Here is a 25793-nt window from a genome sequence, read left to right as displayed (position 1 = left end):
CGCTGTGGCCTGTCGGCGTGGTGACGCGCCGCCCGCAGGGCGGGCCTTCCCGCAGTGGTGCGCACCGGGGCCCTTGTGACTGCGGCGCCGTGCTCTATAATGGCGCCTTTTTTCCGCCGGGCGCGATCCCCGCGCCCGCGAACCGGGCCCGACGATGCTGAATAAATATCCCCTGTGGAAATACCTGCTGGTGCTGGGCGTCGTGTGCCTCGGCCTGCTCTACGCTGCGCCGAACCTCTACACGCCGGACCCGGCGCTGCAGCTTACCGGGGAGAGCAGTGCTCAGGTCATCGACGAGGCCACGCTGCGCCGGGCTACCGCGGCGCTGGAAGAGGCGGGTATCGACCACTTCGGTGAGGAGATCGATGCCAATGGCCGCAACGCTCTGATCCGTCTGCGCGACCGCGACGCGCAGCTGCGAGCGCAGGCGCGCGTCGCCCGGGCTCTTGGCGATGGTTTCATTATCGCTCTCAACCTGGCGCCCACGACACCCGACTGGCTGCTGGCCGTGGGCGCCCAGCCCATGAAGCTCGGCCTGGATCTCTCCGGCGGCGTGCATTTCAAGCTGGAAGTGGACGTGCAGGCCGCCGTGGAGCGCCGCATGGAGTATTACTACAGCGCCATCCGTCGCGTCCTTCGCGAGGAGCGCATCCGTGGTCGTGTGACCGTCGAGGGTGACCGGCGCGTGGCTCTGGCCTTTCGTAGCGAGGCGGACCGGGAGGCAGCCCGCGCCCTGGTCGTGGACAAGCACCCGGAACTGCTCCTCGATCGCGTTGATGAGGCCGATAGCTGGCGCCTCAATGCCGATATGACCGATATTACCGTCGACGAGATTATCGATTACGCCGTCAGCCAGAACCTCACGACCCTGCGCAACCGCGTCAATGAACTCGGTGTGTCCGAGCCGCTGGTGCAGCGCCAGGGCCGCAACCGTATCGTGGTCGAGTTGCCTGGTATCCAGGACACGGCGGAAGCCAAGCGGATCCTCGGCAAGGTAGCCAATCTGGAGTTCCGCCTTGTCGCCGCCCCCGATGCGCCGGCGGTGGAGAAGCAGCGCTTTGAGTACCGCAGTGAGGAGCGCTCCGGCGCCTACGAGTGGCTTGAGCGCGACATCATTATCACCGGCGAGCGTGTGTCGGGTGCCCAGGCGAGCTTCGACCAGAATGGCCAGCCCAATGTGCAGATCAGCCTCGACAGTGAAGGCGGCACGCTCATGAACCGGGCCACCCGCAACAACGTCAAGCGGCGCATGGGCGTGCTGTTCATCGAGCGCAAGTACCGCACCCGCTATGAAGAGCAGGCTGATGGTACCGAGGTGCCGGTGAAGGTGCCCTACGACGAAAGGAAACTGCTTACCGCGCCGGTGATCCAGCAAGCCCTCGGCGCCCAGTTCCAGATTACCGGCCTCGATAGCCCCATGGAGGCTTCGGAGCTCGCGCTGATGCTTCGGGCCGGCGCTCTGGCGGCGCCCATTACCTTTGTTGAAGAGCGCACCGTGGGCCCGTCCCTCGGCGCCGAGAACATCCGCCTCGGCGTGAAGTCGGTGCAGGTGGGTCTGGCGCTGGTGGTTGTGTTCATGGTGCTCTATTACCGGATCTTCGGCCTTTGCGCCGTGGTCGCGCTGTCGGCTAACCTGGTGCTGCTGCTTGCCTTTATGTCTCTGATCGGTGCGACGCTTACGCTCCCGGGGATTGCCGGTATTGTGCTTACGGTGGGCATGGCGGTGGATGCGAACGTGCTTATCTTCGCCCGTATACGCGAGGAGCTGCGCGAGGGCAGGGCGCCACAGATGGCTATCCACACGGGTTTTGAGCGCGCCGTCTCTACAATCCTCGACGCCAACATAACCACGCTCATTGTGGCGGTGATTCTCTACGCCGTGGGTACGGGCCCGATCAAGGGCTTTGCGGTGACCCTGTCCATCGGCATCCTGACCTCGATGTTCACGGCGATCATGGGCACGCGCTCGCTGGTCAATCTCATCTACGGGGGGCGGCGCTTGCGCCACCTCGCCATCGGCAAGGACATCGTGCAGGGGGACGTAGCATGAAGGTGTTCAACTTCATGGGCTGGCGTCTGGTGGCGGTGGTCTTTTCGGCGGCACTGCTGGTGGTCTCGATCGGCTCCCTGGCCGTGCGCCAGCTCGAGTGGGGTCTCGATTTTACCGGCGGCACCCTGGTTGAGGTGCATTACGGCGACAGCGCCGATCTCGATGCGATCCGCAGTACGCTGGATAACAGCGGCTACGAGGGCGCGACGGTGGTGAGCTTCGGTACGGACCGGGATGTGCTCATCCGCCTGCCTTCGGGCTTCACGGACTCGGATGGCAACGCGGTCCTGACGGTGCTGGAGGAAGCATCGGATACCGCCGTGGAGCTGCGCCGTACAGAATTCATCGGCCCGCAGGTGGGTGAGGAGCTGCGCGAGCAGGGCGGGTTAGCCATGCTCCTGGCTCTGGGCCTGGTCATGCTCTACATCGGCTTTCGTTTTCAGCTCAAGTTCGCCGTCGGGGCCGTCGCTGCCCTGGTGCATGACGTGCTTATCACCCTGGGGTTCTTCTCCGTGCTTGGCCTTGAGTTCGACCTCACGGTGCTGGCGGCGCTGCTGGCCGTGATCGGCTACTCGCTGAACGATACCATTGTGGTCGCTGATCGGATCCGCGAGAACTTCCGCAAGCTCCGGCGGGCCGACCCGGTGGAGGTGATCAACCAGTCACTTTCTGAGACCCTCGGGCGCACCCTCGTCACGTCGCTCACGACCCTGCTTGTGCTCGCGTCGCTGGCCTTTTTCGGCGGCGAAATGATCCACGGCTTCGCTGTCGCCCTTATTGTCGGCGTGTTCATCGGTACCTACTCGTCAATCTACGTGTCGGCGACGACGCTCCTCCTCCTGGGCGTGAGCAAGGAAGACCTCATGATCCCGGTGAAGGAGGGTGCGGAGCTGGACGATCCGGCGCCCTGACGTCTGGCGGCGCCTCTGGCGCAGGGCGGCCCGCGCTGGGTGACTAGCGGGCGCCGGCCAGAGGTCGTGCTGCCTGCAACACGGCCTTGAAGCACTTCGGGTTACCGCAGGCGATGTTGCCGCTCTCGAAGTAGTTCTCGGTGCCGTCCAGGTCTGCCACCAGCCCACCGGCCTCGCGCACCAGCAGGCTGCCGGCGGCCATGTCCCAGCGCGCCAGGCCGATCTCCCAGAACGCATCCAGACGCCCGGCGGCGACGTAGGCGAGGTCCAGGGAAGCGGCGCCGGCGCGGCGGATGCCGGCACACTTCGCGGCGAGCACCGCGAGGGTCTTTGAATAGTCTGCCAGGTGCTGGTCGCAGTGGCCCCGGAAGGGAATGCCCGTGCCGAGCAGGGCACCGTCGAGGTTCTCGCGCTTGCTCACGCGCACGCGTCGGCCGTTGAGCTGGGCGCCGCGGCCGCGGGAGGCGGTAAATTCCTCCCTGCGCACCGGGTCCAGGACCACGGCGTGTTCCACCTTGCCCCGGTAGAGACAGGCGATGGAGACCGCATAGTGAGGGATGCCCCGGAGGAAATTCGTGGTGCCATCAAGGGGGTCGATGACCCACTGATAGTCCGCAGCCGGATCACCGGTCAGGCCCGACTCCTCGCCGCGGAAAGCGTGGCCCGGGTAGGCCCGCTTCAGCTGCTCGACGATGATGTCCTCGGCGCGCTCGTCAACCTCGGACACAAAGTCGTTGGCATCCTTGATGCGCACCTGCAGGCGGTCCAGGTCGTCGGAGGCGCGCACGATGTGCTCGCCGGCCCTGCGCGCAGCGCGCAGGGCGATATTGATCATCGGTTCCATGTTTTTTCCGGTGCCAGGTACCCGGCCGGCGGCAGCCCGCGCGACCTGTGGGCGCGGAGTATAACAGAGGGTGGTGGGGCTCTGGTAAACTGCCGGCCAGTCACTTCTTATCAACGGAGGCCCCGTGCGGCCCGAGCTCATCGACATCGTCCTCGTGAATACGTCGCATCCGGGCAATATCGGCGCCGTAGCGCGGGCGATGAAGAACATGGGCCTGTCCCGCCTGACCCTGGTGGCGCCGCGGCAGTTTCCTGACGAGGTGGCCACCTCCCGCGCTACCCACGCGGCGGACCTGCTGGAGACGGCGCGGATCGTTCCCGACCTCGACAGCGCGATTGACGCCGCACAGTTCGTGGTCGGAACCAGTGCCCGTGGCCGGCGCATTCCCTGGCCCGTGCAGGATCCGCGGCGCTGCGCGGTGCGCATGGCCGCCGCCACGGACACGGGCCAGCGGGTCGCCGTGCTCTTCGGCCGCGAGGACCGGGGGCTCAGCAATGAGGAGCTCAACCGCTGTAATCTGCACCTGCATATACCCTCGGATGAGGCCTATACATCCCTGAACCTCGCTATGGCAGTGCAGATTGTCTGCTACGAGCTGCGCATGCTGGCGATCGGGGGCGCCTTGCCGGCGGCAGAGACCGCTGAGTGGGACACGCCCTTCAGCACCCAGGACAACATGGAGCGCTTCTACGCCCATTTAGAGGAGACCCTCTCGGCCATCGGCTTTCTTAACCCGGCGGCGCCACGGCAGCTCATGCCCCGGCTGCGCAGGCTCTTCGGCCGCGTGCGCCTCGACGAGATGGAGCTGAATATCCTCCGCGGCATGCTCACGGCCACCCTCGAGCAGGTGGAGCGTGCCGGCGGCCCCGTTTTCGAAAAGCCGCGTACCGGGAGCGAGCCTTGAAACGCCCGATCTACCTCGACTACCTGGCGACCACTCCTGTCGACCCGCGCGTTGCCGAGGCCATGGCCGCTTGTCTCACCCTGGACGGCACCTTCGGTAACCCGGCCTCGCGCTCCCACCGCTACGGCTGGGAAGCAGAGATGTGCGTGGAGAACGCCCGCCGGGACGTCGCCGAGCTCATCGGCGCAGACCCCCGGGAGCTTGTCTGGACGTCCGGCGCCACCGAGGCGGATAACCTCGCCATCAAGGGCGTGCTGCGTGCCGCCGGCGAGCGCGGGCACATCGTTACTTCGGCCATCGAGCACAAGGCTGTGCTCGACACCTGCCGCTACCTCGAGGGCCGCGGCGTCGCGGTAACCTATCTCGCCCCGGAGGCAGACGGGCTCATCGCCCCGGCGTCGGTGGCCGCAGCGCTGCGCGATGACACCCGGCTCGTCAGCATCATGCATGCCAACAATGAGATCGGTACGGTCAATGATATCGCCGCCATCGGCGCTATCGCCCGGGAGGCGGGGGTAACCTTCCACGTGGACGCCGCGCAGAGCGCCGGCAAGCTGCCCCTGAACGTGAGCGAGTTGCCCGTGGATCTCCTCTCCCTGTCGGCGCACAAGTTTTACGGTCCCAAGGGCGTGGGCGCCCTCTACGTCCGCCGCCGGGCGCAGCTGTCGCTGGTGCCGCAGATGCATGGGGGTGGTCACGAGCGAGGCCTCCGCGCCGGTACCCTGGCTACGCACCAGCTCGTGGGCATGGGTACCGCTGCAGCCCTGGCCCGGGACGAGCTGGGCGCCGAGGCGCAGCGCCTGACGGCTCTGCGCGAGCGGCTGCGCGAGGGACTCGAAGCCATCGGCGACGTCACCGTGAACGGGCACGGCACGGCCCGCCTGCCCGGTGCCCTCAATGTCGCCGTCGGCGGAGTGGAGGGCGAGACGCTGCTCCTGGCGCTCAAGGACCTTGCCCTTTCCACGGGGTCTGCCTGTACCTCCGCCAGCGTGGAGCCCTCTTACGTACTGCGCGCCCTCGGCCTGCCCGACGCGCTGGCGCACAGCTCTCTCCGCTTCGGCCTCGGCCGCTTCACCACCGCCGAGGAGATCGAACAGGCCGTTGCGCAGGTGGCGGTCAGCGTTCAGCGGCTCCGCCCGGCGGCGGCAATAAGTCATTGAAAGATGGCTGAAACCGCGCCGCAGGCAGCGTATAATGTGCGCCCCCGGGCGGGGCCGCTGTGGGTCCACGCCCCCCTGACCATTCTTTCAGCTGGAGAACCCTGATGGCCGTTGAACGCACCCTTTCCATCGTCAAGCCCGATGCCGTCGGCAAAAACGTGATCGGCAGGATCTACAGCCGTTTCGAAGACGCCGGCCTGACGATCGTCGCGGCGAAGATGCTGCGCCTGTCGGAAGCGGTGGCCGGTGGTTTCTACGCCGAGCACAAGGAGCGTCCTTTCTACAACGACCTTGTAGCTTTCATGACCTCTGGTCCGGTGGTCGTCCAGGTCCTCGAGGGTGAGGGCGCTATCGCCAAGAATCGCGAGCTTATGGGTGCTACCAACCCTCAGGAAGCAGAGGCGGGCACGATCCGTGCCGATTTTGCCGAGTCCATCGACGCCAATGCGGTGCACGGCTCCGATTCCCCGGCCTCGGCGGAGCGCGAGATCGCCTACTTCTTTGCCGCCAGCGAACTCTGCCCGCGGGACTAGGCAGGCGGGAAGCGGAGAAGGCCAGTGGACGCCGTCATCGTCAGCAGTGCCAGCCAGGAGCGTGGCCAGACCGGGAGCGCCGGGAAGGTCAACCTCCTCGGCATGCCGCGTCCGTGGCTGGCGTCCTGGTTCGAGGAGATCGGCGAGAAGGCCTTCCGCGCTCAGCAGCTGCTCAAGTGGATGCACCACGAGGGCGTGACCGACTTTGCAGCGATGACCAACCTGTCAAAGGCCCTGCGCGACAGGCTCGCGGCCATTGCTGAAGTGCGCCCGCCGGAGGTGGCCAGCCAGAGCGACTCCACCGACGGCACCCGTAAGTGGCTGGTGCGCGTGGACGGTGGTGCGCTGGTGGAGACCGTGCTCATCCCCGATGGCGATCGGGCCACGCTCTGCGTCTCCTCGCAGGTAGGCTGCAGCCTCGATTGCAAGTTCTGCTCCACGGGCAAGCAGGGTTTTCAGCGTAACCTCACGGCTGCGGAAATCGTCGGCCAGCTCTGGCTGGCCATCGACTCCTACAAGGCCTTCAAGGCCGGTAAGGATCGCGTGGTCACCAACGTTGTATTCATGGGCATGGGCGAACCGCTACTCAATTTCGATAACGTCGTCGCCGCCATGAACCTGATGATGGACGACTTCGGTTACGGCATCTCCAAGCGCCGGGTTACCTTGAGTACCTCCGGGGTGCTACCGGCCCTCGACGAGTTGCATCGCTACACAGAGGCCAGCCTGGCGATCTCCCTGCACGCGCCGAACGATGCGCTGCGCAGCCGTATCGTGCCCATTAACAAGCGGTACCCGGTGGCGGAGCTGCTGGCCAGCGCGAGGCGCTACATCGACGCGCAGAGCGATACGAAGCGCGTGGTGACCATCGAGTACACGCTGCTTGCGGGTGTGAACGACCAGCCGGAGCACGCCCGGGAACTGGTGGCGCTCCTTGCGGACTACCCCTGCAAGGTGAACCTGATCCCCTTCAACCCTTTCCCCAACAGCGGCTTCGAGCGTCCGAGCGGCAATGCCGTCTCGCGCTTCTGGAAGGTGCTGGTGGATGCGGGGCTGCGGGTGACAGTGCGCACCACCCGGGGCGACGACATCGACGCCGCCTGCGGGCAGCTGGTCGGGCAGGTGGAGGACCGCACGCGACGCAATGAGCGTTACCGTCGCTCCGCGGCAATCGGTAACGCCCTCTGATGGCCCTGCGCGCCGGGGCTGCCATCGTTCTCGGGCTGCTGCTCGCCGGCTGCATCACGGAGCGGGAGACCGTGTATACCAACCCGCCGGCGCCGGACGAGGCCATGCGCCAGCGCGTCGAGCTGGCGCGCTCCTATATCGGCCAGGGCAACTGGGAGGACGCCAAGCGAAATCTCAAGATCGCCGTGAACCTGAACGACCGCGAACCGGAGATCTACGAGGCCTTCGCCCTGGTCTACCAGAGCACCGGGGAATGGGAGCTCGCCGAAGAAAACTTCCGCAAGGCCATCAGCCTGGATCGTGATTTTTCCCGGGCGAGAAACAATTATGCGGCGTTCCTGTTCGGTGAGGAGCGCTTTGCCGAGGCCGAAGAGCAGCTGGAGCGTGTGATCAAGGATTCGCTCTACGAAGCCAGACCTCAGGCCTTCGTCAACCTCGGCCTGTGTCGCAAGGCCCTCGATAAGCCGGTACTTGCCGAGGAGGCCTTCGTGCGGGCTCTGTCCATGGACCGCAGCAACCGCATCGCGCTCCTGGAGCTGGCGGAACTGCGCTTCGACGCGGGGGATTACGTACGCGCCGGTGACTACTATACTGGTTACCGGGCGGCGGTACGCCGGCAGAGTGCGCGCGGCCTGTGGCTCGGTATCCGCCTGGCCGCGGCCACGGGCAACCGCGACGCCGAGGGCAGCTACGCCCTGGCGCTGCGCAACCTCTATCCGGATTCGCCGGAGTACGCCGCCTGGCAGCGCCAGCAGGCCGAAGCGGGCGCACCCTGAAGGCAGCTAGCAGTCGAGGCATAGTCATGAGCCACAGTTCCCCGATCCAGCGTCGCAAGAGCCGCCAGATCCACGTCGGTAAAGTTGCCGTCGGTGGTGATGCGCCGATCAGCGTGCAGAGCATGACCAACACAGAGACCTGCGATGTCGCCGCCACGGTGGCGCAGGTGCAGGCGATCGCCGACGCCGGCGGCGACATCGTCCGTGTGTCCGTGCCGAGCATGGAGGCCGCAGAGGCCTTCAGGGCCATTCGCGCCCAGGTCGACGTTCCCCTGGTGGCCGATATCCACTTCGACCACCGCATTGCCCTCAAGGTGGCCGAGTACGGCGTTGACTGCCTGCGTATCAATCCGGGCAACATCGGCCGTGACGACAAGGTGCGCGAGGTGATCGCCTGCGCCCGAGATAAAGGTATTCCCATTCGTATTGGCGTCAACGCCGGCTCCCTCGGTAAGGATCTGCAGCGCAAATACGGCGAGCCCACGGCGGAGGCGCTGGTGGAATCGGCCCTGCATCACGTGGATATCCTCGACAAGCACGATTATCAGGACTTCAAGGTCAGCGTTAAGGCCTCGGAGGTCTTCATGGCCGTAGACGCTTACCGGCTGCTGGCAAAGCAGATCGAGCAGCCCCTGCACCTTGGCATTACCGAGGCCGGCGGCCTGCGCGGTGGCACTGTGAAGTCCGCCGTGGGTCTCGGCATGCTGCTCTACGAGGGTATCGGCGATACGATCCGCATCTCCCTTGCCGCGGATCCCGTGGAGGAGATCAAGGTCGGTTTCGAGATCCTCAAGAGCCTCAAGCTGCGCGCCAACGGCATCAACTTCATTGCCTGTCCGAGCTGCTCGCGGCAGAACTTTGATGTCATCGGCACCATGAACAGCCTTGAGCAGCGCCTTGAAGACATCCGCACGCCGATGGACGTGGCGGTCATCGGTTGCATCGTCAATGGTCCTGGCGAGGCCCGGGAGGCCGATGTCGGTCTCACAGGCGCGTCCCCGAGCAACCTTATCTACGTCGGCGGCGAGCCTGACCACAAGGTCAGCAACACCGACTTCATCGACCACCTCGAGCAGGTTATCCGCGAGCGCGCGGCCAGCCTTGAGGCGGAGCGTGCGCGACAGGAAGAGGCGGTCATCCTCAAGAGCACCGGGTGAAACCCGCCGGCACGACGCAGGACAAGCTATGAATCCCATTCGCGCGATCCGCGGGATGAACGACATCCTGCCCGATGAGGCTTTGCGGTGGCGGGAGGTCGAAGAGACCGCTGCCCGGCTCCTTGCCAGCTATGGTTATGGCGAGGTGCGCCTGCCCCTCGTGGAGCAGACGGACCTGTTCAGGCGTTCCATCGGCGAAGTCACGGACATCGTCGAAAAGGAAATGTACAGCTTCGAGGATCGCCACGGCGACAGCCTGTCGCTGCGGCCTGAGGGCACCGCGGGGTGCGTGCGCGCGGCGATCCAGCAGAACCTCCTCGCGAGCCCCTGCCGGCTCTGGTATGGCGGCCCCATGTTCCGCTACGAGCGCCCACAAAAGGGGCGCCAGCGCCAGTTTCACCAGATCGGCGCTGAGGCCTTTGGCTACGCCGCGCCCGATATCGACGCCGAGCTGATTGCGCTCTCCGCGCGGCTCTGGCGTCAGCTGGGTATCGACGACGCTGTGCGCCTTGAGCTGAACTCCATTGGTGCCCCGGAGGCCCGGGCCCGCTACCGGGAGGCGCTGGTCAGCTACCTCGCGCAGCACCGCGACGCTCTCGACGCCGACAGTCAGCGGCGCCTTGAGAGCAACCCGCTGCGCATTCTCGACAGCAAGGACGCCGGCACCCAGGCGGTGCTCGATGGCGCTCCGGCCCTGGCTGACTACCTGGACGCGGAGGCAGCGGCGGATTTCGAGCGCCTCTGCTCCCTGCTGGATGCAGCGGGCATTGCTTTCGTGCACAATCCGCGACTCGTGCGCGGTCTCGACTACTACAACAAGACGGTCTTCGAATGGGTCACCGGGGCCCTCGGCGCCCAGGGCACGGTCTGTGCCGGCGGCCGCTATGACGGTCTGGTGGCCCAGCTCGGCGGCAAGGCGACGCCGGGCATCGGTTTCGCCATGGGCCTTGAGCGGCTGGTGCTCCTGCGTGAGGCTCTCGGCGTGGCGCCGGCGGTTACGGCACCGGACCTGTACGTGGTCGCCGTCGGCGATGCCGCCGAGCGCGTGGCCCTGGCCGAGACCGAGCGGCTGCGCGATGCGCTGCCGACGGCGCGCATCCACCGGCACGCGGGCGGCGGCAGCTTCAAAAGCCAGTTGAAGAAGGCCGACAGGAGCGGCGCCCCGTTGGCGCTGGTCTGGGGCGACGACGAGGTCGCCGCCGGCGAGGTGGTGCTGAAGCCGCTCCGTGGCGGCGAGCAGCGCCGCCTGCCGCTGGGTGAGCTGGCGGCTGCGCTGGCCGAAACCATGACGCAAGGACATTGACGTGGAAAGTTACCGGACGGAAGAAGAACAGGTCGAGGCGCTCAAGCGCTGGTGGAAGGAGAACGGCACCAGCACTCTGGTCGCTGTCCTTCTCGCCGTGGCCGTGGGCTCCGGCTGGCAGGGCTGGCAGGCCCGGCAGCAGGCGCAGGCCGAAGCGGCCTCGATGCTGTTTCAGCAGTTTCTCGACACCCTCGGGGCGTCGGAGCAGAGCGGTGACGCCGCTGCGGGGGAGGCGCTGGCCACCCGCCTCGCCACCGAGTATGACGGCACGGCCTACGCCCGCTTTGCGGAACTGCACCTGGCGCGGCTGCATGTGGCCGACGGTGATCTCGGCGCGGCAGAGGCTGCATTGCGCACCGTGCTCGCCGAGACGTCACCGAAAGAGGACCTGCACCGCGTCGCCAAGCTCCGCCTCGGGCGGCTCCTGGCGGCCCGCGGCGATACGGAGGATGCGCTTGCGCTGCTGGTCACCGACGGGGCCAATCCTTATGCCGGTGCCTACGCCATGGCCCGGGGAGACGTGCTTCTGGCCGCTGGTCGTGATGACGAGGCCTCCGCGGCCTACCGCGAGGCTCAGTCCCTTGCCGACCCGGCCCGGCCGCTGCCGGGCCTTGCCGAGAAGCTCGATTACCTGAACCCGCAGCCGCCGACGGCGGGAGCGCAGGGATGAGTGCCAGCTTGCGCGCTGCCTGGCTTGCTGCGCTGCTGCCCCTGGTCGCGGGTTGCAGTACGATCGGGGGCTGGTTCGATCGGGGCGACGACGAGGATCCGCGCAAGCCCGCCGAGCTTGTCGGCATCGATACCCGGGTGAATATCGATCGACGCTGGTCCGTGTCTATCGGTGACGGGCAGGGCAAGGGTCTGTACAAGCTGCAGCCGGTGATTGCCGGCACAATGATCTACGCTGCCTCTGTGGATGGCCAGGTGCGTGCGATCGAGCGTGACGGCGGCCGCACCCGCTGGCGCGAGAAGGTCGAGACTGGCCTTTCCGGCGGTGTCGGCTACTATGACGGTAACCTGTATCTCGGCAGCACCGACGGTGAAGTGCTGCGGCTGGATGCCGAGGACGGCAGCGTGCGCTGGTCGGCGCGGGTCAGCGGTGAGGTGCTGGCGCCACCGCAGGGTGACGGCCAGATAGTGGTGGCCCAGACCTACGACGGCAAACTTCACGGTCTGGATCACGACACCGGCGAACGGCTCTGGAGCTATGACAGTAATGTGCCGGTGCTGACCATGCGCGGCACCAGCACGCCGATCCTCCGCGAGGGCACCGTCTATGCCGGCTTCGCCAACGGACGGGTGCTGGCCTTCGATGCGCCCAGTGGCGCGGTCTCCTGGGAGGCGCGCGTAGCCATCGCCCAGGGCCGCTCGGAGATCGAGCGCATCGTCGACATCGACGGCACCATGACCATCCAGGGCTCGGAGCTCTACGCTGCCAGCTACCAGGGCCGGCTCACGGCGCTGGATCTCCGCAGTGGCCGCAAGCTATGGCAGCGCAACGTGTCTTCTTTTTCCGGGGTATCCCAGGGCTTCGGCAATGTTTACGTGGCCGATGACGACGGCACGATTACAGCCTATCTGCGTGACGGCCAGGGTATGCGCTGGGAGCAGCCGGCGCTCGCCTTCCGCGAACTGTCCCGGCCGACGCCGGTCAGTTCTTACCTGGCGGTTACCGATTATCAGGGTTATCTGCACATCCTTTCCCAGGTCGACGGCGAGTTCGTGGGCCGGACCCGTGTTGATGGCGACGGAGCCCGTGCAGACATGCTCGCGGACGGCAACCTGCTCTATGTCTTCGGCAACAGCGGCAAGCTCGTGGCCTACGAGATCACTCCCAGGGACTGATGCCTTATGCTTCCGGTCATCGCCCTGGTCGGCCGCCCCAACGTGGGCAAGTCGACCCTCTTCAACCAGCTGACGCGCAGCCGTGATGCACTGGTCGCCGACCTTCCGGGGCTGACCCGGGACCGCAAATACGGCGAGGGCGTGAGCGGCGACCACCGCTTCATCGTCATCGACACCGGCGGCATCAGCGGCGACGAGGCCGGCATCGACGCGGCCATGGCCGGCCAGTCCCTGGCGGCCATCGAGGAAGCAGACCGCGTACTGCTGCTGGTCGACGGCCGGGCGGGCCTTGCCGCCGGCGACGAGCAGCTGGTGCGGGAGCTCCGCCGCCGGGGCAAACCGTTCGACCTGGTGGTGAACAAAGTCGATGGCCTGGATCCGGAGGTGGCGGCCAGCGATTTCTATCGCCTCGGCATCGAAGACTGCTACCGCATTGCCGCAAGCCACGGCCGGGGGGTGCGCGCGCTCATTGAGAGCGTTCTGGTCTCGTTCCCGCCCGCGGACGCTGCGCCCGAGGCTGAGGAAGACCGGGTTCGCGTGGCGGTGGTGGGGCGGCCGAATGTTGGCAAGAGTACCCTCGTGAACCGGCTCCTCGGCGAGGAGCGGGTTGTAGTCTTCGACCAGCCCGGCACGACGCGCGACAGTGTCTTCATCGACTTCGAACGCGATGGTGCCCCGTATATGCTGATCGATACCGCGGGTGTGCGCCGGCGCAAGAACGTGCGCGAAACCGTGGAGAAGTTCTCCATCGTCAAAACGCTCCAGGCCATCGACAAGGCCAACGTCGTCGTGCTGCTTATGGACGGCAGCGAGGGCCTCGTAGACCAGGACCTGCACCTGCTGGGGCATTGTATCGAGGCCGGGCGCGCCCTTGTGCTGGCGGTGAACAAGTGGGACGGTCTGGAGCCTGAGCAGCGCGAGCGGATGAAAAGCGAACTCGAGCGCCGGCTGCGTTTCGTCGATTACGCTGAGACCTATTTTATCTCGGCGCTCCATGGTTCGGGCGTGGGTCTCCTCTTCGGCGCCATCGACGCCGCCTACGAGGCGGCGACCCGGCCCCTGTCGACGAACCGGCTCACGCGCATTCTCCAGGACGCGCTGGCCGAGCACCCGCCCCCCATGGTGGCCGGCCGGCGCAGCAAGCTGCGTTACGCCCATGCCGGCGGACGCAACCCGCCGGTTATTGTTATTCATGGCAGCGGCACCGATAACATCCCCGCCAGCTACCGGCGCTATCTTGAGAAGACCTTCGCGCGGGCGCTGTCACTCTCGGGCACTCCCGTTCGCGTGGAGCTGCGCTCCGGTGATAACCCCTACGCCGGGCGCCGCAATACCCTGTCTCCGCGCCAGCAGGCCCGCAAACGGCGGCTTATGGCCCACGTGAAAAAGGATAAAAAGCGCCGTCAACGCAAGAAAGACCGCTAGTGCCCCGGCCGGATCTCGACAGCCCGGAGCAGATCGCTGCCTTCGTTGACCGCTTCTATGCGCGGCTCCTCGCTGATCCGGCGCTGAGACCCATCTTCATCGATGCCGCCGCTATCGATCTCCCGACGCATCTGCCGCGCATTCGCGCTTACTGGCGCAAGATGCTTCTCGGCGAACGCGGCGGCTACCAGCGCCACACCATGAACATCCACCGCGCCGTTCATGCGCGGCGGCCCTTCAGCGCTGCGGACTTCGAGCGCTGGCTCGCGCTGTTCACCGAGACCCTCGATAGTTATTACGCCGGGCCCGTGGCCGAGCGCGCCCGGCGCCTTGCCAGCCGCATTGCGGCGAACATGCAGGCCGGCCTGGACGCGACCTCCGACGAAGGGCAGGGCATGCGCTAGAAGTGCACGCCTTTCATGAGGGCCGCGAGGGCCACCTGTTCATTGGAAACTTCCACCGGTTCGGGCTTTTTCTCGCCCCGGGCCGCGGCAGAGTCACCGAACATGCGGAACACGGTGTTCATAAGGACTTCCGTCACGTGAGGCATCAGTGCGTTCATGACCTGCAGGGAGATGCCAAGGCGGGTGGCGATGCGCTTGGGCTTTTTGATCACCGCTTCGGCAACCATGTCTGCGGCCTCCTCGGGGGAGATGATGGGCATGGAGTTGTAGACTTCTGTAGCGGCGATCATCGGCGTGCGCACCAGCGGCATGTTGATGGTAGTGAAGCGCAAGTTGCGGTCCGAGAACTCCACGGCTGCGGCGCGGGTCCAGGCGTCCAGGGCGGACTTGGAGGCTACGTAGGCCGAGAAGCGTGGGGCCGGCATGAGCGCGCTGATCGAAGAGATGTTGATGACCTGGCCGCTGCGCTGGGCGAGCATGGAAGGCGCAAGCCCCATGATCAGACGAATGGCGCCGAAGTAGTTCAGCTGCATGGTTCGCTCGAAATCGTGGAAGCGGTCGAAGGACAGCTCCAGGGAGCGTCGGATCGAGCGGCCCGCATTGTTGATGAGGATGTCGATGCAGCCGTGGGCCTCGAGGACCTCCCTTACCAGCCGGTCCACGTCCTCCAGGAGCGAGACATCCGCCGTATGCAGGGAAGCGCAGCCACCGGCGATTTCGATCTCAGCCGCTGTTTCCTCCAGCTTGTCTATGCTGCGGGCGACCAGGATGACATGGGCGCCGGCCTCCGCCAGGCGCAGGGCCGTTGCTTTGCCGATCCCTGAGGAGGCGCCGGTGATGAGCACCTTCCTGCCGCTGACGTTGCCCTCCAGTGAATGATCCACGAACAGGTCGGGGTCCAGCTTGCGCTCCCAGTAGTCCCAGAGCCGCGGTGCATAGTCATGCAGGGACGGTACGGTAATGCCGCTGCCCTTGAGGGCGCGCTCGGCGTCGCGGTTGTCATAGCGCGTGGGATAGTTGAGAAACAGGCCGACAGACTCCGGCAGCCCGAGGTCATCCAGCACCGTGCGCAGCACCCGCTTCACCGGTGGCAGGTTGCGCAGCGTGTCGCGCACGGCCCGCGGGATAAAGGCGAAGATGCGGCTGTCCAGACGCATGCTGAAGCTCGGCGCGTGGCCGGCCCTGGCGAAGATATTCATCAGCTCGCCGAGGGAATAGTGCTCCGGATCCGTGAGGTGGAAGCAGCGCTCGTCCAGTCCGCCCTGATGAGCGATATGGTCCATGGCATCGGCCACGTAGTCCACGGGTACGATGTTGAAGCGGCCGCCCTCGAGGCCCACCAGGGGCACCCAGGGAGGGAGCGCCGCGCGCAGCTTCTGCAGCAGTTTGAAGACATAATAGATGCCATCGATCTTGTCGATTTCGCCGGTTTTTGAATCACCCACGACCATGCCCGGGCGGTAGATGCGCCAGGGGATATCACAGTCGAGGCGCACGATGCCCTCGGACTCATGTTTGGTGGCGAAGTAGGGGTGATCAAGTTCCTCTGCTTCCTCGAACATGTCTTCGCGGAAGGTGCCGGGGTAGAGGCCCCCGGCAGCGATGGAACTGACGTGCTCGAAGCAGCCTGCTTCAAGGGCGCTGGCAAGCTGCACGGCATTGCGGGTGCCGGCGATGTTGGTGGCCACCTGGGAGGCGGCGTCGGCGGACAGATCGTAAATGGCGGCGAGGTGGAAGAAGTGGTCGATGCGCCCGCGCAGCTGTGCAAGGAGGTTGCTGTCCAGGCCCAGCATGGGCTCCCGCAGATCACCGGTGACCGATACCAGTCGGTCGGCCTGGTCGCCGGCGGCCTCGCGCAGCGCGTCGAAGCGGGCGTGGGAGCCCGCCCGGGTGAGGATGTAGAGCGTGCCTTCCCGGCGCAGCAACCGCCGGACGAGATGGGTGCCGATGAAGCCGGTGGCACCGGTGATGAAATACGCCATGGGCTTATCCTTATTTGCTGGCGGAGAGGATCTTTTTGGAGTCTAGCGGGTCATCGCGGGACCACAAGGCGGGCCCAATGGTATTTGCCCGGTGAATAGCAAAAATCTAAAACATCTATTTCATTTATGAAGGTGCCTTCCCTAGACTGCGCGCAACATACCGGCGGGTTGCCGCCGATCTTTCATCACAACCAGTTGAGGGTTTCCCATGGCGACTTATCAGGAAAAGACAGCTGACTTTGCCACTCTCTGCAAGGAGCAGGGGGGCACCTGGCGCAATATCAATCCCGAGTTCGCCGCCCGTATGGCGCTGCAGAACCGCTTCCGCACGGGCCTGGACATCGCCCGCTACACGGCGGGCATCATGCGCCGGGATATGGCCGAGTACGATGCGGACGCGAGCCAGTACACGCAGTCTCTGGGCTGCTGGCACGGCTTTATTGGCCAGCAGAAGCTGATCGCCATCAAGAAGCATCACGGCAGCACGAAGAAGCGTTACCTCTATCTGTCCGGCTGGATGATCGCCGCGCTGCGCAGCGAGTTCGGTCCGTTGCCGGACCAGTCCATGCACGAGAAGACCTCCGTGCCGGCGCTCATCGAGGAGCTCTACACCTTTCTCAAGCAGGCGGATGCCCGTGAGCTGAATCACCTGTATCGCGACCTTGACGGCGCTCGCGAGGCCGGTGACCAGGTCGCCGAGCAGCGTGCTCTGGACGCCATCAATGGCTTCGAGACGCATGTTGTGCCGATTATCGCTGACATCGATGCCGGCTTCGGCAATGAGGAGGCCACCTATCTGCTGGCCCGCAAGATGATCGAGGCCGGCGCCTGCGCCATCCAGATCGAAAACCAGGTGTCCGATGCCAAGCAGTGCGGCCACCAGGATGGCAAGGTTACGGTGCCCCACGAGGACTTTCTGGCCAAGATCAACGCTGTGCGTTACGCCTTTCTCGAGCTCGGCGTGAACGATGGCGTTATCGTCGCGCGCACCGACTCCCTGGGCGCCGGCCTCACCCAGAAGATTCCCGTGTCCCGGGAGCCCGGTGACCTCGCCTCCCAGTACAACGCCTTCCTCGAGACCGAGACTGTGACCAGCGCCGAGGACGTCAACGAGGGCGATGTGGTCATCAAGCAGGATGGCAAGCTCGTGCGCCCGGTGCGCCTGCCCAACGGCCTTTATCGCTTCAAGCCCGGCACCGGTGAAGCGCGGGTTATTCTCGATTGCGTTACCAGCCTGCAGAACGGTGCGGACCTGCTCTGGATCGAGACCGAGAAGCCTCACGTCGGCCAGATCGGTGCCATGGTGGATCAGATCCGTGAGCACGTGCCGGATGCGAAGCTGGTGTACAACAACTCGCCGTCCTTCAACTGGACCCTCAACTTCCGTCAGCAGGTGTTCGATGCCTGGCAGGAAGAGGGCCGCGATCTGTCCGCCTACGACCGCGACAAGCTCATGAGCGCAGAGTACGACGACACGGAACTGGCCGCCCTCGCGGATCAGTGGGTGCAGAACTTCCAGGCCGATGGTTCCCGCGAGGCGGGCATCTTCCACCACCTGATCACGCTGCCGACCTACCACACGGCGGCTCTGTCCACGGACAACCTCGCCAAGGGCTACTTCGGTGCGGAGGGTATGCTTGCCTATGTCGAGGGCGTCCAGCGCAAGGAAATCCGCCAGGGTATTGCCTGCGTCAAGCATCAGGATATGGCCGGCTCCAACATCGGCGACGATCACAAGGAGTACTTCTCCGGTGAAGCGGCGCTCAAAGCCGGCGGCAAGGACAACACCATGAACCAATTCGGCTGACGAACCCGCGCGCCGCAAGGCGCGCTGTGTCCCTTGAGGGCGGCCTTGTGCCGCCCTTTTTTTTGCTTCGCAACTTGTCCCGGGGTGCGAGGCCCCTTACCTGGTTTCTGCGCGCGCCTAGAAGGCCCAGCTGAACTGCAGGGAGGGGCCGTGGAGCTCGGCGTCGAACTTCACTTCCCGGCCCGCGCCGGCCCTGCGGCTTACATCGGCGGTGGTGAACTGGTAGCCGGCCGAGACGCTGCTGCGATCGCCGAGGCGGCAGCGCAGGCGAGCATGCGCATAGGCAAAGCTGCCGTCATAGTCGTCGACGCTGGCGCTTAGCCAGCCGACGGTGAGGTCAGCGCCGAAACGGTCGCTGAAGGCGAAAGTGCCCCGGGCGCGGAGGTTCGGCACCGGCGCCAGAAGGTCGTCGGAGGCACCGCTGAAGCTCTCCACGGTGTTCGCTGCACCGACTACGCCCCGGAAGGCGGCGCTGAGCTTCAGCGTATGGATACCGCCGCCGATCAGCAGTTCCGACCGCGGGGACTGGTGCACCGCGTAGAGTAAATCGATCGCATAGGTATCGATCTTCAGCGTGCTGTCGACCAGGGCACCGGCGGTAAAGGAAACGCCGTCGTAGTTGAAGTCCCGGGTCGAGGTCACCCGCCCGGAGTCCTGATATTGGTAAGCGAAAGCATCGAGAAGCCAGCGCTCGCGGAAGCGCCAGCTGTATTCGGCAAACCAGGAGTCGTGGTCGCCGTCGACGTTAAGGTCCCTGAGATCGATGTTCACGGCGGGGAGTTCTGTCACGCTGGCAAGGGCTGAGGTTTCAGCGGTTTGCCGGGTGGCGCCGATGCTGAATTCATGGGTTTGTCGGGGATAGGGGCCCTCGGCAGTGGCAGACGCCGCCGCGGCGAGGAGGGCTGCGCCCGTAGCTAGGGTGATGGACAAACGTTCCATGGCGCGGCTCCGGCTGCGTTCGGGCGTGGCAGCAAAAGGGTAAAACACGCCGCTATCGACCGTCTATGTGAACTTGGGGCGCGGTCCACTGGCGCTGCCGCCACGATCTGCAATACTGGGCGCGCGGGCACTGTCGTCCGCGCAAAATGGAGTTCAGAGACCATGATAGTGCGCCAGCTCAGCCTTGCCGCCCTTGCCACCGCTCTTGTCGCTTTGCCGGTCGCGGCGCAGGACATGAAAAAGATGATGGAGGCTGTCGATGAAAAGAAAGCCATGGAGGCCGTCGACAAGGACAAGATGAAGGGTGCTCTGAGCACCGGCGGCGTCGATTACCAGAAAGCCGCCGAGGCTGTGGACGTCGACAAGGCGAAGGAATCGGTGGATGTGGGCAAGATGAAGGAGGCCCTGTCCACGAAAGGCGACTGAGCGTCGGATCAGTCATCGAAGGGTGCGTCGATTGCCGGCGACGGTTCCGTGAACCACCGGGCACCGTCGTCGGTGACGTGGAAGTGGTCCTCGAGGCGCACCCCGAATTCCCCGGGCACGCAGAGCATGGGCTCGTTGCTGAAACACATGCCGGGAGCCAGGGGCGTCTCGTTGCCCGGGACGAGGTAGGGCGACTCGTGGATATCGAGGCCGATGCCGTGGCCGGTGCGATGCGGTAGCCCCGGCAGCCGGTAACCCGGGCCCAGCCCTGCCGCTTCGATCACCGCCCGGGCCGCGGCGTCCACAGCGCCGCAGGTACTGCCGGGGCGCGCGGCGTTGAAGGCGGCCTGCTGCGCAGCCTTTTCCAGGTTCCAGATTTCCCGCTGGCGCGCCGAGGGCTCCCCGAAGACGTAGCTGCGGGTGATGTCCGACAGGTAGCCGTGCACCTCGCAGCCGGTGTCGATAAGCACCATGTCGCCCACCTCGAGGGTCTTCGGCCGAGCTACGCCGTGCGGGAAGGCGCTGTCGGGGCCGAAGAGCACAATGCAGAAGGTGGAGCCGTCGGTGCCTACAGCCTGGTGTGCGGCGTGAATAAAGTCCTTTACCTCAGCGCTGCTGATCCCCGGGCGCAGCATGCGCGCCGTATGTCGGTGCACCTCCAGGGTAAGGTTCTTGGCGCGCTGCATAAGGGCCAGTTCCGCGGCGCTCTTGCGCTCGCGGCAGCCGGCCACGACCGCTGCGCCGTTGGCGACGGCAAGGTCCGGAGGGAGAACGTTGCGCAGGCCATCCACGAGGAACCACGGTGCCGCTGGATCCACGGCCAGGAGCCCGGCTTTGACGCCGTTGTCCTGCAGCACCCCCGTCAGCAGGCGGTAGGGGCATTCGTGCTCCTCCCAGCAGTGCATGGCGCCCTCGAGGATCGCGTAGCCCTCCAGCGTGCCGCGCTCGAAGGCCGGGGCGAGGTAGTGCAGACCGCCCTCGGCGGTAAGCACGGCGCCCACCAGCCGTTCGCTCGGGGACCAGACCGTACCGGTGAAATAGCGCAGGCTGCTGCCGGCGTTGACGTAGAGCGCCGCCATGCCGTGTTCCCGGAGGAGCGCAGCGGCAAGCGCGAGCCGTCCCCGGTACTCGCTCTGGCTGATGGGCTCGACCCCCGTGAGCCGGTCTCCGCCCGCGCGCAGTGCGTCAAGTTCCGTTGCCGCGTCACTGCCACCTACCCCTGCGGTCATCACCGACTCCTATGGCTATTAAAGGAACGGATGGTAGCACCCGGGGCCGGTTTCCCGCTCCGGCGTGCACACTTATACTGGTGCGTTCTAGGGAGGAATTCACATGCGCTGGGATGAAATCGATCGCCAGGTCTGCTCCGTCGCCCGGGCGCTCTCGGTAGTCGGGGAGCGCTGGACCCTGTTGATTCTGCGCGATGCCTTTTTCGGCACGCGTCGTTTTGATCAGTTCCAGGCCAGCCTTGGCATTACCCGACACCGGCTCTCGGAGCGCCTGGGTAAGCTGGTGGACCACGGCGTGTTGCGGCGTGTCCGCTACAGCGAGCGTCCGCCGCGCTACGAGTATCGTCTCACCCGCAAGGGGCTCGCGCTGTACCCGGTGCTGATGACCCTGGGCACCTGGGGGGACGACTGGATGGACCGGGGCGAGGGACCTCCCGTGGTGTATGTGCACAACGCCTGCGGCAAGCAGATCCGTCCCCAGCTCACCTGCAGCGAGTGCGGTGAGCCCCTGCGGCCGGAAGGGGTCCTGCCGGAGGTGGGGCCGGCGCTGGCGCTGCATGTGCTCGAGGCCCAGGAGGGCGATCGGGAGTTGCCAGCCTTCCCACTGCTGTCGGCTGAGGTCACCGTCGACTAGACTGGTAGGCACGCTAACGACAAAAGAAGGGTGCCTTATGGCAGACGCCGCCAATAATATCGTCATGAACAGCGACAATCCCGAAGCAATGGTTCCCGACGGAAACGTCGATCCGTCCACCGAACGCCTCACGCGCAAGCAGCGCCTCGCCGCCGCCCTGCGCCTCTTCGGCAAGTTCGGTTTTGACGAGGGCGTCGCCGGCCACATCACCGTGCGCGATTCGGAGCACAAGGATCACTTCTGGGTGAACCCCATGGGGCGCTCCTTCAAGCAGATGTGCGTGTCGGACCTCCTCCGGGTGGATCACGAAGGCAAGGTCGTCGAGGGCGAGGGCCTGCTCAACGGCGCGGCGTTCACGATTCATTCGCGGATTCACATGGCGAATCCGCACATTACTGCCGCGGCCCACTCGCACTCGCTGCACGGCAAGGCCTTCGCCTCCCTCGGCCGCAAGCTGGACCCACTCACCCAGGATGCCTGTGCCTTCTACGAGGATCATGCGCTGCTCGAGAGTTTCACCGGCGTGGTGCTCGACAGCGCCGAGGGCGATCGGATTGCCGGGCTCGTGAGTGACAACAAGGCGTTGATTCTGCAGAACCACGGCCTGCTCACCGTGGGCGCGTCGGTGGATGAGGCCGCCTGGTGGTACATCACCATGGAGCGCAGCTGCCAGGCGCAACTCCTCGCCGAGGCCGCGGGGACGCCAAAACCCATTCCCCACGAGTACGCCCTGAAAACCCGGGAGACGGTGGGCAGCGACCTCGCCGGCTGGTTCAGCTTCCAGCCCCTCTACGACGTGATCGTCGCCGAGCAGCCGGAGCTGCTGGACTGAGATCGCAGGCACCTCAAGCCTTTTGATTCCCGACGAGGTGCCTTTGCCCGCACCGTGGCCCGCACCGCGGTTCCTGAGCGCCGGTCGGCAGCCTCCGGCTTGTCAGTGTTGACGCACTTGTTCGCATTAGCTATTGTCTGCCTCCGGTTTTGAATGTTATTCAAAATAATGTTCAAAACAGTTCATAAACAATCATGAAAAAAATAACGAGGTGAACTATGCAGCATGCAGGCGTCCGTACCTGTTTCCGCCGGAAAACACTGGCAGCGGCCCTGGCAGCCCTGATGCCCGTGGCAGCCACTCAGGTCGCGGCCCAGGTGCTCGAAGAAGTCGTTGTCACATCACAGAAGCGCGCCAGCAGCCTGGATGTCCAGCAGGTGCCCACAGCCATTTCCGTTTACGGTGGTGAGGCCCTGGAACAGGCTTTCGCCGTTGACCTGACTGACGTCGGCCGTTTAGCCCCGAACGTGCAGTTGAATGATGCCGGCACCTATCCCGGTTTTGCCAATTTCTTTATCCGCGGCGTTGGCGTGAGCAACACGACCCGCTCCCAGGACCCGGCCGTGGGGGTCTTCTTCGACGGCATCTATGTGGGCTTTGGCCCCAGCTCAATCGCCGCCGCCTTTGACTTCGAATCCGTTGAGGTGCTGCGGGGCCCGCAGGGAACGCTGTTCGGGAAGAACGTGACCGGGGGGGCCGTGTCCGTCACCAGCCGGCGCCCGGGCAACGAATTCGGCGGTTATGCCTCGGCCCAACTCGCCAACTATGACAGCGTTCAGCTCACCGGGGCCGTGGATATCCCGCTGACCGATACCCTCGCCCTGCGCCTGGCCGGTACCAGCCGCTCCCGCGACGGTTACTGGAAGAACCAGGCCACGGACCAGACCAAGCCGGAGCAGGATCTCGATATCCTGCGCCCGGTGCTGCGCTGGGATGCCACGGATCGACTGACGCTTAACGTGATCGGCGAGTACTACCGGAGCCGCAGCGGCTCTTCCGCTGCACAGAATCTGGACAGCCGCATTGACCCCCGTGCGGCAGGGCCCAGCGTTGTCCAGAGCGTCTTCGGCTACACGCCGCCGAATGACAAGTACGATATCCAGCACGACCTGCAGGGTTACCTGGACGCTGAGACGCGGATGCTGGTGCTTGACGCAAGCTACCAGGCCGACCACGGTGTCTTCAGCGTTGTGACCGGCGCCCGTGACGTGCGCTACGACACGTCCACGGATTTTGATGGTTCGCCCTTCACGGTCTTCCACTTCCCCGATAACCGGGAGAAGCAGGAGCAGTTCTCTATCGAAGCGCGCTACGCGTCGAGCTTTTCTGACCAGTTCGATTTCACCGCGGGCCTGTTCTACTTCACCCAGGAATACGATATCGGCGAGCGCCGGGAGTTTTTCATCGGCGGTACGCCGGCGGATCCGACGCTGTTCCAGCAGGTGGGGCTGGGCCTCACGGATGACGAGTCTCTGGCTGCCTTCGGTGAGATCAGCTGGTACCTGAACGATCGCTGGACGCTGCTCCTCGGTGGCCGCGTCACGGACGAAACCAAGGAGGTGACATTCTGTCCCTTCACCGGGGACCCGATCGTCTTTGCGAGTCTGGACATGAATGACTGCGCCAATCCCGTCAACGACGATGAAAACTGGACGAGCTTCTCGCCCCGCATCGGCATCGATGTTGAACTGGCGGAAGACATCATGGCCTATGCAAGCTGGTCGACGGGCTTCCGCTCGGGCTCCTACAACATTCGAGCCCGGGTCCCGGAAGCCATCGGGCCCGTGGACGAGGAAGAGGTTGTGACCTGGGAGGCAGGACTGAAGTCAACGCTCCTCGATGGCCGCCTGCGCTTCAATGCGGCTGTCTTCGTCAGCGAGTACGACGACATCCAGCGCACGATTTCTGACACCGTCGTTATCGACGGTGCCCCACAGGTGACCCAGGTGCTGCGTAACGCCGCTCAGGCGACCATCGCCGGCCTGGAGCTGGAGACGTCGTTTCTGCTGAGCGAAACGCTGACCGCCGACTTCTCCCTGGGCTATCTCGATGCGCAGTACGACGAGTTTCCGGGCATCGACGCAGACCGCAACGGGGTCTACGAGCCGGAGATTGACGATGCGGCCGCCGAGAACCTCGAGTTCGAGCGCGTGCCGGAGTGGGAGTTCACGGCGACGCTGCAGCACAGCGTAGCCCTCGGCGACGACGGGCGGCTTCGCAGCCGGGCGTCCTACCAGTGGCGCGACGACCACTTCGTGGATACCTTGAACAGCCCCAGCGTTGCTGTGGAGGCCTACGGGCTCCTCGACGCGAGCGTGACCTACGAGCGTCTCGGCAGCGGGTGGTCCATGTCGCTGTTCGGGCGGAACCTCTCCGACGAAGAGTTCCACGACTTCGGCTTCGACGGTGGCACCCACCGTGCAATCTGGGGTGGTGTACCTCGCACCTACGGTGTTGAGCTGCGCGCCGAGTTTTAGCGGGGCGCATCGATGGAAACAGTCCTCGTTATCGGCGCTACCGGGGATCAGGGTGCGGCACAGGTTGCCGCACTCCGGTCTGCCGGCTACCCGGTGGCGGGGGCGAGCCGCAGCCGGGAGAACCCCGTGCTACCCTGCGGCACGCCCACCGTCTATCTCGACCTGCTTGAACCCGGCACTTTGCCGCCGGCCCTGGCGGCTTTCGATACGGTTTTTCTCAACCTGCCCTCGGCGTCCTTCTCGGACCCGCAGACAGTGATCGACGGCTTTGAAAACTTTCTCGCCGCTGCACAAGCGGGGGATGTGAAGCGGATCGTTTTTAACAGCAGTCTCTACGTGGCCGACGAGCCCAAGGGCTTTCCGGCCCACGATACGCGTTATCACATAATCGAACGGTTGCTGGCCTCGACCGTGAACGCCACGGCCGTTTGTCCGGTCATTTTTCTGGAGAACCTCATGCGCGGCTGGGCGCTGCCTTCCCTCCGCGAGCATCGGGTGCTGAGCTATCCTCATGCTGATGAGCTGCCGGTCAGCTGGATCAGCCTGGCGGACCTGGGTCGGATCATGATCTGCCTGGGTGAGGACCCCGCCGCCGTGGGCCGGAAAGTGATTGTGGGTGGCCCCGAAGCCCTCCGTGGCCGCGAAACCGCGGCGGCGCTCAGCCGGGCCTGGGGCGAGCGCATCGGTTTTGAAAGCCTGCCGGTAGCCGCCTTCGCGGCGAAGATGGGTGAGCTGTTCGCCGGTGGGGAGCGTTCCGCCGCTGATCGCATTGCCGCAGACCTCGAGGCAATCTACCGCTGGTACAACGACGCCGAGCCGTCACCGTTCACTGTTGCCATGGACGATTTTCAGGCGCGTTACCGGTTGAAGCTCACTACCGTTTACGACTGGGCCCGGCAGAACCCATTGCTTGCCTGGCGTCCTGTCCTGTAGCGGGCAGGACGCCAGTTTCGATCGGCGGGTGGCC

The 25793-nt window shown here is 65.3% G+C and carries 23 protein-coding genes; 19 read left to right on the top strand and 4 right to left on the bottom strand.

Going from position 1 to position 25793, the window contains the following annotated elements; translation table 11 throughout:
• Nucleotides 1–154 precede the first annotated feature (154 nt).
• Nucleotides 155–2050: a protein translocase subunit SecD gene (gene secD, locus HRUBRA_RS01750; RefSeq protein ID WP_035513921.1), complete on the top strand. Its 1896-nt coding sequence runs from the start codon at nt 155–157 to the stop codon at nt 2048–2050.
• Nucleotides 2047–2961 carry a protein translocase subunit SecF gene (secF, locus tag HRUBRA_RS01745; protein WP_035513920.1) on the top strand — a complete coding sequence of 305 codons (915 nt, stop codon included), beginning with the start codon at nt 2047–2049 and terminating at the stop codon, nt 2959–2961. The genes secD and secF overlap by 4 nt, the downstream gene beginning before the upstream one ends.
• A 43-nt stretch (nt 2962–3004) precedes the next feature.
• Here secF and HRUBRA_RS01740 read toward each other — a convergent pair whose 3' ends face one another.
• Complete coding sequence (locus HRUBRA_RS01740; protein ID WP_035513919.1) at nt 3005–3805, bottom strand: inositol monophosphatase family protein; 801 nt, start codon at nt 3803–3805, stop codon at nt 3005–3007.
• Nucleotides 3806–3929: 124 nt separating this feature from the next.
• Between HRUBRA_RS01740 and HRUBRA_RS01735 the strand changes: the two genes are divergently transcribed.
• The 11 genes from HRUBRA_RS01735 to HRUBRA_RS01685 all read left to right on the top strand — a co-directional run bounded on the left by HRUBRA_RS01735 (nt 3930) and on the right by HRUBRA_RS01685 (nt 14500).
• Entirely contained in the window at nt 3930–4709 is a 780-nt protein-coding gene (locus HRUBRA_RS01735; RefSeq protein WP_052094266.1) for an RNA methyltransferase, read from the top strand.
• A complete protein-coding gene (locus HRUBRA_RS01730) occupies nt 4706–5869 on the top strand; it encodes an IscS subfamily cysteine desulfurase (RefSeq protein WP_035513918.1) in 1164 nt (387 codons plus the stop codon). Before HRUBRA_RS01735 ends, HRUBRA_RS01730 begins: the two co-directional genes overlap by 4 nt.
• A 104-nt stretch (nt 5870–5973) precedes the next feature.
• Nucleotides 5974–6402, top strand: coding sequence for a nucleoside-diphosphate kinase (gene ndk, locus HRUBRA_RS01725; RefSeq protein ID WP_035513916.1), 429 nt, complete (start codon nt 5974–5976; stop codon nt 6400–6402).
• Between the two features lie 24 nt (nt 6403–6426).
• A complete protein-coding gene (rlmN, locus tag HRUBRA_RS01720; RefSeq protein ID WP_035513915.1) occupies nt 6427–7590 on the top strand; it encodes a dual-specificity RNA methyltransferase RlmN in 1164 nt (387 codons plus the stop codon).
• Nucleotides 7590–8366, top strand: coding sequence for a type IV pilus biogenesis/stability protein PilW (gene pilW / locus HRUBRA_RS01715; protein WP_035513914.1), 777 nt, complete (start codon nt 7590–7592; stop codon nt 8364–8366). The genes rlmN and pilW overlap by 1 nt, the downstream gene beginning before the upstream one ends.
• A 26-nt stretch (nt 8367–8392) precedes the next feature.
• The gene (ispG, locus tag HRUBRA_RS01710; protein WP_035513913.1) at nt 8393–9523 is read left to right on the top strand and encodes a flavodoxin-dependent (E)-4-hydroxy-3-methylbut-2-enyl-diphosphate synthase; all 1131 of its coding nucleotides are present in this window, start codon (nt 8393–8395) and stop codon (nt 9521–9523) included.
• Between the two features lie 28 nt (nt 9524–9551).
• Nucleotides 9552–10826 (top strand): histidine--tRNA ligase, encoded by a 1275-nt coding sequence (gene hisS / locus HRUBRA_RS01705; RefSeq protein WP_035513911.1) that lies wholly within the window; start codon nt 9552–9554, stop codon nt 10824–10826.
• A gap of 1 nt (nt 10827) precedes the next feature.
• Nucleotides 10828–11496: a YfgM family protein gene (locus tag HRUBRA_RS01700; RefSeq protein ID WP_035513910.1), complete on the top strand. Its 669-nt coding sequence runs from the start codon at nt 10828–10830 to the stop codon at nt 11494–11496.
• Complete coding sequence (gene bamB / locus HRUBRA_RS01695) at nt 11493–12671, top strand: outer membrane protein assembly factor BamB (protein ID WP_035513909.1); 1179 nt, start codon at nt 11493–11495, stop codon at nt 12669–12671. Before HRUBRA_RS01700 ends, bamB begins: the two co-directional genes overlap by 4 nt.
• 6 nt (nt 12672–12677) lie before the next feature.
• Nucleotides 12678–14096 carry a ribosome biogenesis GTPase Der gene (gene der, locus HRUBRA_RS01690; RefSeq protein ID WP_035513907.1) on the top strand — a complete coding sequence of 473 codons (1419 nt, stop codon included), beginning with the start codon at nt 12678–12680 and terminating at the stop codon, nt 14094–14096.
• A complete protein-coding gene (locus HRUBRA_RS01685; RefSeq protein WP_035513905.1) occupies nt 14096–14500 on the top strand; it encodes a group III truncated hemoglobin in 405 nt (134 codons plus the stop codon). The genes der and HRUBRA_RS01685 overlap by 1 nt, the downstream gene beginning before the upstream one ends.
• On the opposite strand, the gene HRUBRA_RS01680 is transcribed toward HRUBRA_RS01685, so the two are convergent.
• Nucleotides 14497–16482: an SDR family oxidoreductase gene (locus HRUBRA_RS01680; RefSeq protein ID WP_035513902.1), complete on the bottom strand. Its 1986-nt coding sequence runs from the start codon at nt 16480–16482 to the stop codon at nt 14497–14499. The genes HRUBRA_RS01685 and HRUBRA_RS01680 overlap by 4 nt on opposite strands.
• Nucleotides 16483–16690: 208 nt before the next feature.
• Between HRUBRA_RS01680 and HRUBRA_RS01675 the strand changes: the two genes are divergently transcribed.
• Complete coding sequence (locus HRUBRA_RS01675; RefSeq protein WP_035513899.1) at nt 16691–18289, top strand: isocitrate lyase; 1599 nt, start codon at nt 16691–16693, stop codon at nt 18287–18289.
• A gap of 117 nt (nt 18290–18406) precedes the next feature.
• Here HRUBRA_RS01675 and HRUBRA_RS01670 read toward each other — a convergent pair whose 3' ends face one another.
• Nucleotides 18407–19228: a hypothetical protein gene (locus tag HRUBRA_RS01670; protein WP_035513896.1), complete on the bottom strand. Its 822-nt coding sequence runs from the start codon at nt 19226–19228 to the stop codon at nt 18407–18409.
• Nucleotides 19229–19390: 162 nt separating this feature from the next.
• Here HRUBRA_RS01670 and HRUBRA_RS01665 point away from each other — a divergent pair, with 162 nt between their 5' ends.
• Nucleotides 19391–19654 (top strand): hypothetical protein, encoded by a 264-nt coding sequence (locus tag HRUBRA_RS01665; RefSeq protein ID WP_144244345.1) that lies wholly within the window; start codon nt 19391–19393, stop codon nt 19652–19654.
• Nucleotides 19655–19662: 8 nt separating this feature from the next.
• Here HRUBRA_RS01665 and HRUBRA_RS01660 read toward each other — a convergent pair whose 3' ends face one another.
• Nucleotides 19663–20883 (bottom strand): M24 family metallopeptidase, encoded by a 1221-nt coding sequence (locus HRUBRA_RS01660; protein ID WP_035513893.1) that lies wholly within the window; start codon nt 20881–20883, stop codon nt 19663–19665.
• 103 nt (nt 20884–20986) lie between these two features.
• On the opposite strand from HRUBRA_RS01660, the gene HRUBRA_RS01655 reads away from it, so the two are divergent.
• The 4 genes from HRUBRA_RS01655 (at nt 20987) to HRUBRA_RS01640 (ending at nt 25759) form a co-directional block, all read left to right on the top strand.
• Nucleotides 20987–21517: a winged helix-turn-helix transcriptional regulator gene (locus HRUBRA_RS01655; protein ID WP_035513890.1), complete on the top strand. Its 531-nt coding sequence runs from the start codon at nt 20987–20989 to the stop codon at nt 21515–21517.
• A 37-nt stretch (nt 21518–21554) separates the two neighbouring features.
• Nucleotides 21555–22349 (top strand): class II aldolase/adducin family protein, encoded by a 795-nt coding sequence (locus HRUBRA_RS01650; RefSeq protein ID WP_035513886.1) that lies wholly within the window; start codon nt 21555–21557, stop codon nt 22347–22349.
• Between the two features lie 218 nt (nt 22350–22567).
• Nucleotides 22568–24826 carry a TonB-dependent receptor gene (locus HRUBRA_RS01645; RefSeq protein WP_035513884.1) on the top strand — a complete coding sequence of 753 codons (2259 nt, stop codon included), beginning with the start codon at nt 22568–22570 and terminating at the stop codon, nt 24824–24826.
• A gap of 12 nt (nt 24827–24838) precedes the next feature.
• Entirely contained in the window at nt 24839–25759 is a 921-nt protein-coding gene (locus HRUBRA_RS01640; protein WP_035513882.1) for an SDR family oxidoreductase, read from the top strand.
• The last annotated feature ends 34 nt before the right edge of the window (nt 25760–25793 follow it).

The sequence above is a fragment of the Pseudohaliea rubra DSM 19751 genome, from assembly GCF_000764025.1.
GTDB lineage: Bacteria > Pseudomonadota > Gammaproteobacteria > Pseudomonadales > Halieaceae > Pseudohaliea > Pseudohaliea rubra.
Note: the sequence above shows the minus strand (reverse complement) of the source record. Positions and strands in the feature narration are given on the sequence as shown.

Coding starts and splice junctions, on each gene's coding strand:
- secD (WP_035513921.1), top strand. CDS start 155: ATGCTGAATAAATATCCCCTGTGGAAATACCTGCTGGTGCTGGGCGTC.
- secF (WP_035513920.1), top strand. CDS start 2,047: ATGAAGGTGTTCAACTTCATGGGCTGGCGTCTGGTGGCGGTGGTCTTT.
- HRUBRA_RS01740 (WP_035513919.1), bottom strand. CDS start 3,805: ATGGAACCGATGATCAATATCGCCCTGCGCGCTGCGCGCAGGGCCGGC.
- ndk (WP_035513916.1), top strand. CDS start 5,974: ATGGCCGTTGAACGCACCCTTTCCATCGTCAAGCCCGATGCCGTCGGC.
- pilW (WP_035513914.1), top strand. CDS start 7,590: ATGGCCCTGCGCGCCGGGGCTGCCATCGTTCTCGGGCTGCTGCTCGCC.
- ispG (WP_035513913.1), top strand. CDS start 8,393: ATGAGCCACAGTTCCCCGATCCAGCGTCGCAAGAGCCGCCAGATCCAC.
- hisS (WP_035513911.1), top strand. CDS start 9,552: ATGAATCCCATTCGCGCGATCCGCGGGATGAACGACATCCTGCCCGAT.
- bamB (WP_035513909.1), top strand. CDS start 11,493: ATGAGTGCCAGCTTGCGCGCTGCCTGGCTTGCTGCGCTGCTGCCCCTG.
- der (WP_035513907.1), top strand. CDS start 12,678: ATGCTTCCGGTCATCGCCCTGGTCGGCCGCCCCAACGTGGGCAAGTCG.
- HRUBRA_RS01680 (WP_035513902.1), bottom strand. CDS start 16,482: ATGGCGTATTTCATCACCGGTGCCACCGGCTTCATCGGCACCCATCTC.
- HRUBRA_RS01675 (WP_035513899.1), top strand. CDS start 16,691: ATGGCGACTTATCAGGAAAAGACAGCTGACTTTGCCACTCTCTGCAAG.
- HRUBRA_RS01670 (WP_035513896.1), bottom strand. CDS start 19,228: ATGGAACGTTTGTCCATCACCCTAGCTACGGGCGCAGCCCTCCTCGCC.
- HRUBRA_RS01665 (WP_144244345.1), top strand. CDS start 19,391: ATGATAGTGCGCCAGCTCAGCCTTGCCGCCCTTGCCACCGCTCTTGTC.
- HRUBRA_RS01660 (WP_035513893.1), bottom strand. CDS start 20,883: ATGACCGCAGGGGTAGGTGGCAGTGACGCGGCAACGGAACTTGACGCA.
- HRUBRA_RS01655 (WP_035513890.1), top strand. CDS start 20,987: ATGCGCTGGGATGAAATCGATCGCCAGGTCTGCTCCGTCGCCCGGGCG.
- HRUBRA_RS01650 (WP_035513886.1), top strand. CDS start 21,555: ATGGCAGACGCCGCCAATAATATCGTCATGAACAGCGACAATCCCGAA.
- HRUBRA_RS01645 (WP_035513884.1), top strand. CDS start 22,568: ATGCAGCATGCAGGCGTCCGTACCTGTTTCCGCCGGAAAACACTGGCA.
- HRUBRA_RS01640 (WP_035513882.1), top strand. CDS start 24,839: ATGGAAACAGTCCTCGTTATCGGCGCTACCGGGGATCAGGGTGCGGCA.